The organism is Nonomuraea terrae, assembly GCF_004348995.1.
GTDB lineage: Bacteria > Actinomycetota > Actinomycetes > Streptosporangiales > Streptosporangiaceae > Nonomuraea > Nonomuraea terrae.
The window spans coordinates 115,014-128,887 of record NZ_SMKQ01000005.1 but is presented as its reverse complement, the minus strand read 5'-3'; the positions used below and the strand labels follow the sequence as shown (position 1 = coordinate 128,887).

The 13,874-nt window shown below is 69.9% G+C and carries 17 protein-coding genes; 5 read left to right on the top strand and 12 right to left on the bottom strand.

The window, feature by feature from the left end:
* On the bottom strand, window positions 1-396 hold a 396-nt coding region (locus E1286_RS03730), incomplete at its 3' end, for a 4Fe-4S binding protein (protein WP_223189515.1).
* Between the two features lie 207 nt (window positions 397-603).
* On the opposite strand from E1286_RS03730, the gene E1286_RS03725 reads away from it, so the two are divergent.
* Window positions 604-1,770, top strand: coding sequence for a serine/threonine-protein kinase (locus tag E1286_RS03725; RefSeq protein ID WP_165969550.1), 1,167 nt, complete (start codon window positions 604-606; stop codon window positions 1,768-1,770).
* 6 nt (window positions 1,771-1,776) lie between these two features.
* Here E1286_RS03725 and nuoH read toward each other — a convergent pair whose 3' ends face one another.
* The 6 genes from nuoH to E1286_RS03695 form a co-directional block, all read right to left on the bottom strand.
* Window positions 1,777-2,718: an NADH-quinone oxidoreductase subunit NuoH gene (gene nuoH / locus E1286_RS03720; RefSeq protein WP_132608850.1), complete on the bottom strand. Its 942-nt coding sequence runs from the start codon at window positions 2,716-2,718 to the stop codon at window positions 1,777-1,779.
* A complete protein-coding gene (locus E1286_RS03715) occupies window positions 2,711-3,250 on the bottom strand; it encodes an NADH-quinone oxidoreductase subunit C (RefSeq protein WP_132608849.1) in 540 nt (179 codons plus the stop codon). The genes nuoH and E1286_RS03715 overlap by 8 nt, the downstream gene beginning before the upstream one ends.
* Window positions 3,247-3,762, bottom strand: a complete 516-nt coding sequence (locus tag E1286_RS03710) for an NADH-quinone oxidoreductase subunit B (RefSeq protein ID WP_132608848.1) — start codon at window positions 3,760-3,762, stop codon at window positions 3,247-3,249. The genes E1286_RS03715 and E1286_RS03710 overlap by 4 nt, the downstream gene beginning before the upstream one ends.
* Window positions 3,763-3,856: 94 nt before the next feature.
* A complete protein-coding gene (locus tag E1286_RS03705) occupies window positions 3,857-4,699 on the bottom strand; it encodes a M48 family metalloprotease (protein WP_132608847.1) in 843 nt (280 codons plus the stop codon).
* 50 nt (window positions 4,700-4,749) lie between these two features.
* The gene (locus E1286_RS03700) at window positions 4,750-5,529 is read right to left on the bottom strand and encodes an APH(3'') family aminoglycoside O-phosphotransferase (RefSeq protein ID WP_132608846.1); all 780 of its coding nucleotides are present in this window, start codon (window positions 5,527-5,529) and stop codon (window positions 4,750-4,752) included.
* Complete coding sequence (locus E1286_RS03695; protein ID WP_132608845.1) at window positions 5,510-5,881, bottom strand: NADH-quinone oxidoreductase subunit A; 372 nt, start codon at window positions 5,879-5,881, stop codon at window positions 5,510-5,512. Before E1286_RS03695 ends, E1286_RS03700 begins: the two co-directional genes overlap by 20 nt.
* 109 nt (window positions 5,882-5,990) lie before the next feature.
* On the opposite strand from E1286_RS03695, the gene E1286_RS03690 reads away from it, so the two are divergent.
* The 4 genes from E1286_RS03690 to E1286_RS03680 all read left to right on the top strand — a co-directional run bounded on the left by E1286_RS03690 (window position 5,991) and on the right by E1286_RS03680 (window position 10,627).
* Window positions 5,991-7,463: a polysaccharide deacetylase family protein gene (locus E1286_RS03690; protein WP_132608844.1), complete on the top strand. Its 1,473-nt coding sequence runs from the start codon at window positions 5,991-5,993 to the stop codon at window positions 7,461-7,463.
* A 38-nt stretch (window positions 7,464-7,501) separates the two neighbouring features.
* Window positions 7,502-7,591 carry a putative leader peptide gene (locus tag E1286_RS51865; protein WP_369122762.1) on the top strand — a complete coding sequence of 30 codons (90 nt, stop codon included), beginning with the start codon at window positions 7,502-7,504 and terminating at the stop codon, window positions 7,589-7,591.
* 125 nt (window positions 7,592-7,716) lie between these two features.
* Window positions 7,717-9,564: a 2-oxoacid:acceptor oxidoreductase subunit alpha gene (locus E1286_RS03685; protein WP_132608843.1), complete on the top strand. Its 1,848-nt coding sequence runs from the start codon at window positions 7,717-7,719 to the stop codon at window positions 9,562-9,564.
* On the top strand, window positions 9,554-10,627 hold the full coding sequence (locus E1286_RS03680; protein ID WP_246074398.1) for a 2-oxoacid:ferredoxin oxidoreductase subunit beta: 1,074 nt from the start codon (window positions 9,554-9,556) through the stop codon (window positions 10,625-10,627). Before E1286_RS03685 ends, E1286_RS03680 begins: the two co-directional genes overlap by 11 nt.
* 51 nt (window positions 10,628-10,678) lie before the next feature.
* On the opposite strand, the gene rfbB is transcribed toward E1286_RS03680, so the two are convergent.
* The 5 genes from rfbB to E1286_RS03655 form a co-directional block, all read right to left on the bottom strand.
* Window positions 10,679-11,605: a dTDP-glucose 4,6-dehydratase gene (rfbB, locus tag E1286_RS03675; protein ID WP_132608842.1), complete on the bottom strand. Its 927-nt coding sequence runs from the start codon at window positions 11,603-11,605 to the stop codon at window positions 10,679-10,681.
* A complete protein-coding gene (locus tag E1286_RS03670) occupies window positions 11,602-11,841 on the bottom strand; it encodes a hypothetical protein (RefSeq protein WP_223189513.1) in 240 nt (79 codons plus the stop codon). Before E1286_RS03670 ends, rfbB begins: the two co-directional genes overlap by 4 nt.
* A gap of 63 nt (window positions 11,842-11,904) precedes the next feature.
* Window positions 11,905-12,255 (bottom strand): hypothetical protein, encoded by a 351-nt coding sequence (locus E1286_RS03665; protein ID WP_132608841.1) that lies wholly within the window; start codon window positions 12,253-12,255, stop codon window positions 11,905-11,907.
* A 77-nt stretch (window positions 12,256-12,332) separates the two neighbouring features.
* The gene (locus E1286_RS03660) at window positions 12,333-12,965 is read right to left on the bottom strand and encodes a GntR family transcriptional regulator (RefSeq protein WP_132608840.1); all 633 of its coding nucleotides are present in this window, start codon (window positions 12,963-12,965) and stop codon (window positions 12,333-12,335) included.
* Window positions 12,962-13,858 (bottom strand): DMT family transporter, encoded by an 897-nt coding sequence (locus E1286_RS03655; protein WP_165969549.1) that lies wholly within the window; start codon window positions 13,856-13,858, stop codon window positions 12,962-12,964. Before E1286_RS03655 ends, E1286_RS03660 begins: the two co-directional genes overlap by 4 nt.
* Window positions 13,859-13,874 lie beyond the last annotated feature (16 nt).

The window sequence follows — 13,874 nt, the reverse complement described above, 5'->3', positions numbered from 1 at the left end:
GTCGTGAGCGGGAGGGGGCGGGACCGTCGGGGTCCAGGCCGCGAGCTTGTCCTTCTCGTGGACGAGGTTGCGGATGTCGCCTTCCGCGTACTCGAACTCCGGGGACCAGAAGAGGGCGTCGAACGGGCAGACCTCGATGCAGATCCCGCAGTACATGCACAGCGAGAAGTCGATGGCGAAGCGGTCGAGCACGTTCCGCTGCCTGGGACGGCCGCCTTCGGGGGCCGGGATCGTCTCCTTGTGGGAGTCGATGTAGATGCACCAGTCGGGGCATTCGCGGGCGCACAGCATGCACGAGGTGCAGTTCTCCTCGACCAGCGCGATGACGCCCCGGCTGCGCGGCGGCAGATCCGGTTTTACTTCGGGATATTGCTGCGTAACCGATTTGCGCAGCATGTGGCGCAGGGTGATGGACAGCCCCTTTGCCAGCCCGACTCCCGGTATACGCCCCACAAGAACATCATGGCGCACTTGACCGCCCAGGTGAATGCACCAGCGCCTTGTCCCCAGGTTTTCCACAGCTGTCCACAGGCCAGGGAGGAGTTATCCACAACCTGTGCGCATGCCCGATATGGGGTAGGCCATGGCGATAGTCTCTCCGCCATGCAGCACAGCCATCCTGTCCGTCCCAGTGGCACCGCGTGGGCCGCCGCAGTCGCGTGGGCCTGCCTGCCTCTGGTCACGTGCGGCTATGCGACCCCGTTCAGCATCGGGTTCGCGGCCTACTGGATGCGCAGCGTCTGGCATGCCCTCGCCGCGTCGATCTACCTGATCGCGATCGGCGCGTTCACGCTCGGGGCCCTCGTGTACGCCGACGCCGAGGCGCCCGAAGACCTGGCCATACTGTTCACGCTGGGGCTGCTCCTGAGCTGGTTCGGGGGTGTCGTCCACTCGGCGGTGCTGGTGCCCTTCATGGTGCGCGCGCGGCCGAGGCGGCCGGCGTACCAACCGGTCGAGCTGCGGCAGCGCACCACCGCGCCGTCCTACCAGCGGCGGCCGGGCGAGCCGCAGTGGATCGGCCACTACCGGGTGCTGCGGTCGCTCGGGCGGGGCGGGCAGGGCGCCGTCTACCTCGCCATGGCGCCCAACGGCGTGCGGGTCGCCGTCAAGGTGCTGCACGACCTGGTCGACGACACGGCGCGGGCCAGGTTCGCGCGGGAGGTGGAGTCCGCCCGGCGGGTGGCGACGTTTTCCACAGCCCGCGTGCTCGACGTCAACATCGGCGGCCCGCACGCGTACATCGTCAGCGAATACGTGGAGGGCCCGTCGCTGGAGCAGCTCGTACGCAAGCACGGCCCGCGCGACGAGGACAGCCTGACGCGGCTGGCGTTGTCCACGTCGGGGGCGCTGGCGGCCATCCACAAGGCCGGCATCGTGCATCGTGACTTCAAGCCGAGCAATGTGCTGATCGGCCCCGACGGGCCGCGCGTGATCGACTTCGGGATCGCGCGGGCGCTCGACCAGGTGACGGTGACGACCGGGAAGATGGTCGGCACCCCGCCCTACATGTCTCCCGAGCAGCTGACCGGGGAGGCGGTGGGGCCGGCCTCCGACGTGTTCAGCTGGGCGGTGACGATGATGTTCGCCGCGACGGGGCGGCCGGCGTTCGGGGAGGACACCGTGCCCGCGGTGTTCAATCGGGTGCTCAACTTCCACCCCGACCTGTCGCCGTTGCCGCCCGCCTTACGCGGCGTCGTGGGCGCGTGCCTGAGCAAGCGGGCCGCCGACCGGCCGTCGGCGTCGGACGTGATGCTGGCGATCGTCCGCTGAGCCGGGTCAGGTCAGCACCCTGACGACTCCGGTGAGGGCCAGCTGGACGAGGGCCAGCGGCACCAGCACGGCCCAGGCGAGCTTCTGCAGCTGGTCCTCGCGCAGCCGGGGGAACGTCACGCGTACCCAGATGACCAGGAACGCCAGCAGGAAGACCTTCACCAGCGTCCACAGCCAGCCGGGCAGCAGCGGGCCGTGCCAGCCGCCCAGGAACAACACGGTGGTGAGGAACGACAACACCACGATCCCGGCGTACTCGGCGAGCATGAACAGCGCGAAGCGCATGCCCGTGTACTCCGTCATCGGGCCCATGATGATCTCCGACTCGGCGATCGGCATGTCAAACGGCGGGCGGCGCAGCTCGGCCAGCCCCGCCAGGAAGAAGACGGCGCCGCCGATCGCCTGCCACGGCAGCCACCACCACTGCCACGCCTCGACGATCCCGGACAACGACAGGGTGCCCGCCGCCATGGCCACCGACGAGGCGGCCAGCACGAGCGGCAGCTCGTACGACATGAGCTGGGCGGCCGAACGCATGCCGCCGAGCACCGAATACTTGTTGGCCGACGCCCACCCGGCCATGATCGAGCCGAGCACGCCGACGCCCATGACGGCGAGGACGAAGAAGAGGCCGAGATCGAGGTCCACCGCCACGAAGTCGCGGTCGAACGGGATGACGATCAGGACGACGAGGTACGGAACGAGCGCCACGCCCGGCGCGATCATGAAGACGCGGCGGTCGGCCGCGGCCGGGATGACGTCCTCCTTCTGGGCGAACTTCACCCCGTCGGCGATGAGCTGCGCCCATCCGTGGAAGCCGCCGGCGTACATCGGGCCCAGCCGCGACTGCATGTGAGCCATGACCTTGTGCTCGGTCTGCCCCACGATCAGCGGCAGCACCAGGAAGACGAGGAGGATGACGGCGAAGCTCAGCAGCACGTCAAGCATCGGGCGGCCCCCAGTCGGCCGGGACTCCGGGCGGAAGGGTCCTGCGGCGGCTCGGCGCGCCGTGGCCCGACTCGCCGGGCTCCTTGGCGCCGGGCCAGGGCTTGGCCACGCGGGCGGCCAGGATGAAGTCTTTCCGCAGCGGGTGTCCTTCGAAGCCGTCCGGGAGCAGCAGGGGCACCAGGTGGGGGTGCCCATCGAAGATCACACCGAACATCTCGTACGTCTCGCGCTCGTGCCAGTTCGCGCCGCGGTAGACGGCGACGGCGCTCGGCAGGTGCGGGTCGTCGTGCGGCACGCGAGTGCGCAGGAGCAGCCGCCGGCCGGCCACCGGGTTGTAGACGTGCGCCACGACCTCGAACGACTCGGGCGGCTCGTCGACGCCGGTCAGCCAGTCGAAGAAGGCGTATCCGAGGTCGTCGCGGACGTACGTCAGCAGCTCGATCCAGTCGGCGGGGGCCACGTCGACCGTGGTGTCGCCGTACGACTCGGAGACGCGGGCGCGGTCGCCGAACCGCTCCGCGAGGCCGTTCACGCGCGCTCCGCGCCGTAGCGGTCGCCGAGGTTCTCGGCCGCGATCTTCTCCTGGAGTTTCGTGATGCCGTACAGGAGGGCCTCCGGACGGGGTGGGCAGCCGGGGACGTAGACGTCGACCGGGATGATCTGGTCGACGCCGTTGGTGACGCAGTAGGAGTCCCAGTAGGGGCCCCCGGTGTTGGAGCAGGCGCCGAACGAGATCACGTACTTGGGGTCGGGCATCTGCTCGTAGAGGCGCTTGACGGCCGGAGCCATCTTGTCGGTGACGGTGCCGGAGACGATCATGAGGTCGGCCTGCCGGGGGCCGTTCGCGAACGGGATCACGCCGAAGCGGATGAAGTCATGGCGGCTGGCCGAGGCCGCGATGAACTCGATGGCGCAGCAGGCCAGCCCGAAGTTGAACACCCACAGCGAATAGCGGCGGCCCCAGTTGAGCACGAAGCGCATCGGCTTGGGCGCCAGCTTGGAGACCGGGCCGACGGTGGGTGTCGGGAGATCCGTTGCTGCCATGTGACCATTCTTGCGCGGATCCCAGGTCAGGCAAAGGAATCTTCCCGGGACGGGGGTTACGACTACGGACATTTGGCCCTGCGGGGGCGGGCCGTCAGCGGTAGAGGGCCGATTGGGCGTCCTCTCTGATGGCTTCGGCCACGCGCGCGGCAGGCGAGGCCAGCTCCGTTCCGCTCGCACCGCCCGGCGCGCGGACGCGGCCCTCCTCGTACGGGAGCGCGGCCAGGCGGGACATCCGCAGGTACGTGGGCGGGTGCGTACGGTCCACCCGCAACTCCTCCAGGCGGGCGGCGCGGCGGAGGCGTTCGCGTTCGGACTCGGGCAGGCTCTCGACGTACGAGCGGATCGCCGTCCACAGGTCGTCGGTCCTGGTGGCGACCACGCTGGCGTCGAGGAAGTCGTGGACCGACTCCGCCCTCGTGATCAGCGCGTCCAGGAGCGAGATCGTGGCCGTCGTGCCCGCCGCCCTGGCCGCCAGCTCGTCGGCGCGGTACTCGGCCCGCTGCGCCGAGCGGTACAGCAGCAGCTCCATGAGGCCGAGGACGGCCAGGAAAGTCTCGGCGACCAGGCGGCTCACGCCGTCCCCCTCCTGCCAGTCGAACCTGGTCACGTCGCGCAGCACGCCGAGCGAGTGCAGGGCGCTGCCGACGACCAGCCCGTGCCGGCCGTCGCCGTTGCTGGAGTGGGCCATCTCGTGGGCGAGCAGCGCGACGCGTTCCTGCGGGGTGAGGACGAGCCACAACGGGTAGCCGATCTCGACCACGCGGCGCCGCCGCCGGCCGTACGTCATGAAGGAGGCGAGTTTGGTCTGTAATCGGGCGAAGCGCGTCTTCCCGGTCGAGGGGGCGCGGACGACGTTCCAGTCGCATGATGGGCACCAGCCGGCATACGGGGGCTCGCTCTTGAGCGGCTGGTCGCACTGGGGGCAGGCGGTCACAGCACGGCAAGATGCCAGAACGCGGGCGCACCCGGGTAACGACGCAGCGGTCAGCCCCAGGTGAGCGGGTCGAGATGGAGGTAGAAGCGCAGGCGGTCACGATCAAGGGTGACGCCGTACCTCTCGCCGAACGCCCGGTCCGCGGAACGCGCCCGCTGCTCGTCCTCCCAGGTCTCCCGTGCGTTGGCGACCAGCAGGGCCAGGTCGGCGTACCGGTCGGCCGACCCGAGGCGGCCCAGGTCGACGAAGCCTGACACGTCGAAGGTCCGCGGATCGAGGATGATGTTGGGCAGGCACAGGTCCCCATGGCAGACGACCAGGTCGAGGGCCTCTTGGCCGCGTCGCCGAGCGACCTGCGGGACGAGCCGGGCCAGCAGTTCCGAGGCCGGCGTGTGCTGCTGATCGACGGGGAGGAACGCCGGGTTCACCGCGCCACGGGCCACGACGTCGTGCGCCACGGCGACCATGGTGTCCACGTCCCGGCGGAACGGGCAATCTTCCACAGGCAGCTCGTGCAGCCGCCGGACCGCGTCCGCGATGTGTGGCCAGGCGATCCGCAGGTCCGCGGCGGACACCTGGTCGGCGGGCACGCCGCAGACGGCGCTGGTCACCAGGCAGGCGCCCGCGTCACCGGAGTGCCAGTCGAGCACCCGAGGCCCCGGCACACCGTGCTCCGCCAGCCAGGCGACCCGGTCGCGCTCGTCCTCCAGATCGGCAACCCCGGAAGCCGGCACACACTTGGCATAGGCGTCCGAGCCGCGGAAGACGGCGGCTCCGGACTCGCCCGTTGTGACGGGCGACCAGTCGCCGCTAGGTCCAGCTGAGGACACGTTTGCGCCAGGCGTAGATGATGCCGAGGGCGATGAAGCCGAGGAAGACGAACATCTCGACCAGGGTGGTCATCCCGTAGCCGGGGGCGTCGAACACGGTGGCCCACGGGAAGAGGAAGACGGCGTCGACGGCGAAGACGACGTACAGGTAAGTGAAGACGTAGTAGCGCACCTGCGACTGGGCCCACCCCTCGCCCACGGGATCGACCCCGCACTCGTACGTCGTCAGCTTCTCGGGCGTGGGCCGGGACGGGCGCAGGAGGCGGTTGGCCAGCAGGGCCCCGGCCACGATGGCGACGCCCAGCGCGAGCAGCGCGGCGACGAGCGCGTACGACCCGAAGTAGCCGTCCATGAGGCGATCGTAACTCCGACACGGCCTCGTACCCAGCCCGGTCAAAGGCTCGGGTCCCATCCTCCAAAACAGAGGTAAATAGGAACATCAGCCCCATACTCTGACATGCATGCATAAAGCGCGATTCTTCTCCGGAATCGCTCTGCTGGCGCTCTCGGCCTCCGGCTGCGGCCTGGCCGCCGCCTCACCAGGCAAGCACGTCATGGTCCCGGCAGAGCCGACGATGATCGACTTCGTCGATCCCGCGACCGTCGCCGGCCTGTCCGTCGGAACGCTGACCGAGGGCGACTCCCCCGGCAACCGCTACGCGCACGTCAACTATCCCGTCATCGCCGCCGCCCCGGCGCTCAACAAGGCCCTGCGCGTCCAGGCCGAGCGGCAGCTGGCGAACTTCAACCAGCGTACCGAGGGCCGGGCCACCTACCCCCGGGTCGAGCTGAACGTCGACTGGCAGCTCCCCACCGTCTCCTCCCAGGCCATCGGGGTACGGCTGCGCACCGGCGAGTACGTGGGCGCCGACTGGGGCAACTCCATGCGGACGTTCTGGTTCGACCCGCGCACCGGCGAGACCGTCGGCTCCACCGGCCTGCTCGCCGGTGAACGCGCGCTCGAAAAGCTCACGGCCGTGGTCAGGGAGCAGCTGGACGAGCGCGGCTCCCAGGTCGAGCAGGAGAGCGTGACGGCGAACGACGACGTGTTCGACTCGATGGCCTTCAACCGCTCCGGCGACCTCGTCGTCGAGTTCGACGACTGCCAGATCGGGCCCTGCTCACTCGGCCGCCTGGCCGTGGCGGTGCCGCGGGATCAGGCCGCACCGCTGCTGTCGGACCTCGGGCGCCGGGCCCAGACGGCCGTACGGGAGGCCGCTCAGAGGGTCACGCCGTACGAGACGCCGCGGATGGTCCCCCCCGCCGACCCCGACGCCGTCAGCAGCCGGGCCGGCAGCGTGGACTGCTCGGTCGCCAAGTGCGTGGCGCTGACGTTCGAGGACGGGCCTGGCATGTACACCGGCAGGCTGCTCGACGTCCTGGACAGGCAGAAGGCGCGGGCCACGTTCTTCGTGCTGGGCGCGAACGCCGTCGCGCAGCCCGCGCTCCTGCATCGCATGAGCGAGGAGGGCCATCTCGTCGGCGGCCACAGCTGGTCGCACAGGGACCTGTCGAAGCAGACCAGCAGCAAGATCGCCGAATCGCTCCGGCTCAACGACGCCGCGGTGTCGGCGGCCTTGGGGCAGACCCCGCGGCTGCTGCGCCCGCCGTACGGGAGCGTGAGCCCGGCGCTGGTCTCCGTCGCGACCCGGATGGGGCTGTCCCTGGTCACCGGAGACGTGGACACGAAGGACGAAAGCGGGGGCGATCCGGGCGACATAGCGGACCGAGCCGTGCGTGGAGCCCATCCAGGTGCGATCATTCTCATGCACGACATCCATCGGGAATCCGTAGACGCGGTTCCGGACATCCTCAAACGGCTGCGCGGGAAGGGTTACACCTTCGTGACCGTTCCAGAGTTGTACGGCGTTACAGGGATGCAAGCCGGCCGCCTGTACCGGTCAGGGAGCGAGCTTCCGGTAAGCAACCCCTGACGTAACACACGTGTGGGGGGGACGTATAGTTGGCGCTCGTGACCCGAACCGTCCTGTTCGCCCGCCTGCATGTCGACCTCTGCAGGCTTGCGTCTGGGCTGTGTCGTCGTTCTCCCGCCTCAGCCTGACTGACTCCGACCGCGTTTACCCGCCGAGCGCGGCATGCAAACGCGTGACCTTCCGAGGATCTAGCATGGACAAAGAGAACGCGCCTACGGCAACCGCGCAGTGGCGCGTCGAGGAGGTCTGATCTGTGACAAAGCAGGTCCAGCAACTCGACCGCGTGATCATCAGGTTCGCCGGTGACTCCGGCGACGGCATGCAGCTCACCGGCGACCGCTTCACGGCGGGCACGGCGGAGTTCGGCAACGACCTGTCGACGTTGCCCAACTTTCCCGCCGAGATCCGCGCCCCCGCAGGCACCCTTCCCGGCGTGTCGAGCTTCCAGCTCCACTTCGCCGACCACGACATCCTCACCCCCGGCGACGCGCCGAACGTGCTCGTAGCCATGAACCCGGCGGCGCTCAAGGCCAACCTGCCCGACCTGCCGCGGGGCGCCGACATCATCGCGAACATCGACGAGTTCACCAAGCGCAACCTGCAGAAGGTCGGCTACGCGACCAACCCGCTGGAGGACGACTCGCTGCGCGAGTGGCGGGTGCACGCGGTGGCCCTGACCTCCCTCACCGTCAAGGCCCTTGAGGACTTCGACCTGTCCAAGAAGGACGCCGAACGGTCGAAGAACATGTTCGCCCTCGGCCTGCTGTCGTGGCTCTACCACCGGCCGACCGAGCACACCATCAAGTTCCTCGAGCAGAAGTTCGCCAAGAAGCCCGACATCGCCAAGGCCAACATCGCGGCCTTCCAGGCGGGCTGGAACTACGGCGAGACCACCGAGTCCTTCTCGGTCTCGTACGAGGTCAAGCCGGCCCGGCTGGCGCCGGGCGTCTACCGCAACATCTCCGGCAACCAGGCCCTCGCCTACGGCCTGATCGCGGCCGGCGTGCAGGCGAAGCTGCCGCTGTTCCTGGGCTCGTACCCGATCACCCCGGCCAGCGACATCCTGCACGAGCTGTCGCGGCACAAGCAGTTCGGCGTGCGCACCTTCCAGGCGGAGGACGAGATCGCGGGCGTCGGCGCGGCGCTCGGGGCCGCGTTCGGCGGGGCGCTGGGCGTCACCACCACGTCGGGGCCCGGCGTGGCGCTGAAGGCGGAGACGGTCGGCCTCGCGGTCACCACCGAGCTGCCGCTGATCATCGTGGACGTGCAGCGGGCCGGGCCGAGCACCGGCATGCCGACCAAGACCGAGCAGACCGACCTGCTGATGGCCATGTTCGGCCGCAACGGCGAGTCGCCGGTGCCGATCGTGGCGCCGATGTCGCCGAGCGACTGCTTCGACGCGGCCATCGAGGCCGCCCGCATCGCGGTCAAGTACCGCACGCCGGTCATGCTGCTGTCCGACGGCTACCTCGCCAACGGCTCCGAGCCGTGGCGGCTGCCCGAGGTCTCCGAACTGCCCGACATCTCACAGGAGTTCACCACCGAGCCGAACGGCGAGGACGGCGCGTTCCTGCCGTACAAGCGTGACAGCGAGACCCTCGCCCGCCCGTGGGCCATCCCCGGCACCGCGGGGCTCGAACACCGCATCGGCGGCATCGAGAAGGCCGACGGCACGGGCAACATCTCCTACGACCCGAACAACCACGACCTGATGGTCCGCACGCGTGCCGCCAAGATCGCCGGCATCGACGTGCCCGCGCTGGAGGTCGACGACCCCGACGGCGACGCGAAGGTGCTGGTGATCGGCTGGGGCTCGACGTACGGCCCGATCGCCGCGGCCGTGCGGCGCATCAGGAACGGCGGCGGCAAGGTCGCCCAGGCCCACCTGCGCCACCTCAACCCGCTGCCCGCCAACACCGGCGACGTGCTCAAGCGCTACGACAAGGTGCTGCTGCCCGAGATCAACCTCGGCCAGCTCGCCCTGCTGCTGCGGGCGCGGTACCTCGTCGACGTGATCAGCTACAACCGTGTGCGCGGGCTCCCGTTCAAGGCCGAGGAGCTGGCCGGAGTCATCCAGGACGTGATCGACAGTGACCAGTGAACCATTGTTCGCCTCCGGCAAAACTTCCGTCAACGGGAAGGGCCTCGCGCTCATCCCCAAGACCGACGTCAAGCAGGGCCTGAAGGACTTCAAGTCCGACCAGGAGGTGCGCTGGTGCCCGGGTTGCGGTGACTACGCGATCCTGGCCGCGGTGCAGAGCTTCCTGCCGGAGCTGGGCCTCAGGCGCGAGAACATCGTGTTCGTGTCGGGCATCGGCTGCTCGTCGCGGTTCCCGTACTACCTCAACACGTACGGCATGCACTCCATCCACGGGCGGGCGCCGGCGATCGCCACCGGGCTCGCGGCCTCGCGGCCGGACCTGAGTGTGTGGGTGATCACGGGTGACGGCGACGCGCTGTCGATCGGCGGCAACCACCTGATCCACGCGCTGCGCCGCAACGTCAACCTGAACATCCTGCTGTTCAACAACAGGATCTACGGCCTGACGAAGGGCCAGTACTCCCCCACCTCCGAGATCGGCAAGATCACCAAGTCCACGCCGATGGGGTCGCTGGACAAGCCGTTCAACCCGATCTCGCTGGCGATCGGCGCCGAGGCGTCGTTCGTGGCCCGCACCCTCGACTCCGATCGCAAGCACCTGCAGTCGGTGCTGCGCGAGGCGACCGCCCACCGCGGCACGTCGCTGGTCGAGATCTACCAGAACTGCAACATCTTCAACGACAACGCCTTCGAGCAGCTGAAGGACCCCGACGTCCGCGACGACATCACGCTGCGGCTGGAGCACGGCCAGCCGATCGTGAGCGCCACCAAGGCGGTGGTCCGCGCGGCCAACGGCGGCATCGAGGTCGCGGCCCGCGACAGCGTGAGCGCCGACCAGATCCTCGTGCACGACGCCCACAACCCCGACCCGTCGGTGGCGTTCGCGCTCAGCAGGCTGGACGAGCCGGCGTTCGAGCACGTGCCGATCGGCATCTTCCGCAGCGTCGACCGGCCGTCGTACGACACGCTCATGGCCGAGCAGCTGGACGACGCCGTGGCCCAGCAGGGGCCCGGTGACCTCAGCGAGCTGCTGATGGGCGGCGACACCTGGCGCATCGGCTAGACGTACGCCACGTGAGGGGCCTGCTCCGGTGGAGCGGGCCCCTTTCGCGTGTCAGCGCTCCCACCAGTCGCGGTGCTCGGCGTACCAGCGGACGGTGTCCGCCAGCCCCCGCTCGAACGGGATCTTCGGCCCGTATCCGAGGGCCCGCAGCTTGGAGTCGTCCAGCGAGTACCTGCGGTCGTGGCCCTTGCGGTCCTCGACGTGCTCGACCAGGTCCCAGTCCCGGCCGCAGGCGGCCAGCAGGCGGGCGGTGAGGTCCCGGTTGGTCAGCTCGGTGGTGCCTCCGATGTGGTAGACCTCGCCGGGCTCGCCTTTCTCGGCGACCAGACGGATGCCGGCGCAGTGGTCCTCGACGTGGACCCAGTCGCGCACGTTTCCGCCGTCGCCGTACAGCGGCACCTTCCGGCCGCGCAGCAGGTTCGTGACGAACAGCGGGATGATCTTCTCCGGGTACTGCCGGGGGCCGTAGTTGTTGCCGCACCGGGTGATCGAGACGTCCAGCCCGTACGTGGTGGCGTACGCGCGGGCGACGAGGTCGCCGGACGCCTTCGAGGCCGCGTACGGCGAACGCGGGAGCACCGGCGCGCACTCGTCCCACGAGCCGACGTCGATCGAGCCGTACACCTCGTCGGTCGAGACCTGCACCACCTTCGGCACGCCGGCGTCCAGGCACGCCTGCAGCAGGGTCTGGGTGCCGAGCGCGTTGGTGCGCATGAACGCCGCCGCCTCCGCGATCGAGCGGTCGACGTGGGACTCGGCGGCGAAGTTGACCACGACGTCGTGCCCGGGGACGACCTCGGCCAGCAGCCCCGCGTCGCAGATGTCGCCGTGCACGAAGTCGTGCGGCACCCCGTCGAGGTTGGCCCGGTTGCCCGCGTACGTGAGCTTGTCGAGGACGGTGACGTGCGCGCCGCCCAGGCCGCGGACGAAGTGGGAGCCGATGAATCCCGCGCCCCCGGTAACCAGGATCCGTTTCATGAGCTGATCTGCACCTTGCTGTGATCGCCCAGCACGAGTCGGTGGGCTCTGGGCGTGCGGGGAGCGGAGGGGAGCTCGACGTCGTGGCCGATCAGCGACGGCGCGATGCGGCCGACGCCGGCGATGGACTCCCTGGGAGGGACGATCGAGTCCTCGATCTCGCTGCCGGTGATCCGGCAGGCGGCGCCGATGACGGGTCGATGCCCCGGCTCCGGACGTTCCACATCAAGCACCATGGTCAGAAATTTCACCACACAGGGGTCTCTGCCGCTTTGCTGCCCCTGGCGCTCTCCGGCCGGTCAGTCATACTCGAGGTCCGGCAGCGCGGACGGCGGGTCGGGGCTGCGCCAGACGACCACGACGCCGTCGTGCACCGAATCGGCGGCCACGTTCAGCCGTTCCAGGTCGAAATCCGGCAGGTAGCGCAACCTTGCGAGGAATGTCGCGTCCGTGGCCGAACGCGGCACGACGCAGCCTTCGCCGTCGCGGTCGAGAAGGATGTAGTGGACGTCTGCCCCGGCTTCGGTGACGACACGGACCTCCACCACGTCCTCCCAGGCGAGAGCCTCGACGCTGCCGTCCGCGTAGTGACGGGTGACGCCCTCTTCCGTGACGTACACGTAGGAGTCCGGCATCGGATTGCCGTGCATGGCCGCGATTCTTGCGACTTCCGGGGCGGTACCGCAAGGGTTACCGCTCAATGGTGCTCAGGCCCGCCCCAACCGTCTCATCCGTCGCGTTGTTCGCCCCAGGAATGGCTCAGGTGTTCGGCCACGGCCGCCCGCGCCGCGTCGCGCGGGCCGTTCGCGATCGCGTCGAGCAGCTCGCGGTGTTCGCGGACGAGGACGTCGCGGTCGCCGTAGACCTCGCGCAGCCGTACGAGGCCGAGCCTGGTCTCGGCGGCCAGCACGCCGTAGAGGCGCTCCAGGCGGGGGCTGCCGACCGCCTGGACCAGCGCCTCGTGCAGCGCCATGTGCTCGGCCACGGTCTCCGACCACGGCGCGTCGACCGGCAGGGCGGCCATGCGCCGCAGCGCGGCCTCGGCCTGCGGCACGTCGTGCCCGGCCATGGCCTGCGCCATGAGGTCTTCGAGGGGGCGGCGGACGTACATGAGATCGTCGAGGTCCGCGAGCGTCACCTCGGGGACGTACGCGCTGCGGTTGCGCTCGCGCCTGAGCAGCCCTTCGTGCACCAGCGTGGCGAGCGCCTCCCTGACGGTCGGCCTGGCCACGCCGTAGGAGGCGGCGATCTCCTGCTCGGGCAGCGCGGTGCCGGGCGCGATCTCCCCGGACAGCACCCTGCTGCGCAGGGCGTCGGCCAGCGCGCCGACGGTGGAGACAGGTCTGAGGGGCAACGTCACGCCCGTGACTCTAGCTCCCTTTCCGGCACGGCTTTCCCTTCCTGCTTTTCCGGTACGGCGACCGCGACGAGAGCCAGGGCGAGCAGGACGAGACCGGCGAGCGACATCGGGGCCAGCCGCTCGCCGAGCACGACCAGGCCGAGCAGCGCGGCGACGGCCGGCTCGGCCAGGGCGAGCGTGGCGGCCGTGGCCACGGGGGTGGTGCGCAGGCCGAGACCGTACAGGAGGTAGGACAGCGCCGTGGTGCCGAGGCCCAGGTAGAGGACGGCAAGCAGCGCGCGCGGCTCCGTCAGCCAGGCGGCGCCGTGCAGCGCCAGGACCGGCAGCATGATCAGCGCGGCGCCGCCGAACATCACGCCCATCACGGCGTTCGACTCTGCTCCCCGGCCGATCGCGCCGGCCGCCATGACGGCGTAGAAGGCGTAGAGCAGCCCGCCCAGCAGGGCGAACAGCGTCCCGGACACCACCTGCGCGCCGGTCTGCGTCCCGCCGCCGACGATGAGCGCCGCGCAGCCGCAGACGGCCGCCGTGGTGGCCAGGGCCCACCGCCCGCTCGGTCGCCGGCCGTGCAGGACCCAGGAGAGCAACCCCGTGAACACCGGTCCGCTGCCGATGGCGACGACGGTGCCGACGGCGACCCCCGTACGGCTGACGGCGGCGAAGAAGCAGAGCTGGTAGGCCGCGACGGCGACCGCGCCCAGCAGCAGGCCCGGTGTGATCACCTTCGTGGACCGCCGCGCGGCGGTCCACGCCACGACGGCGAGCGCCGCTCCGCCGATGACCAGCCGGGCGGCGGCCAGGGCGACGGAGTCGGCGGAGACGAGCAGGCCGGCGGTTCCCGCCGTACCCCAGAGCACGGCGGCGCCGACCACGGCGAGCGGTCCCTTGTTCATGCCATCCATTGTCTGA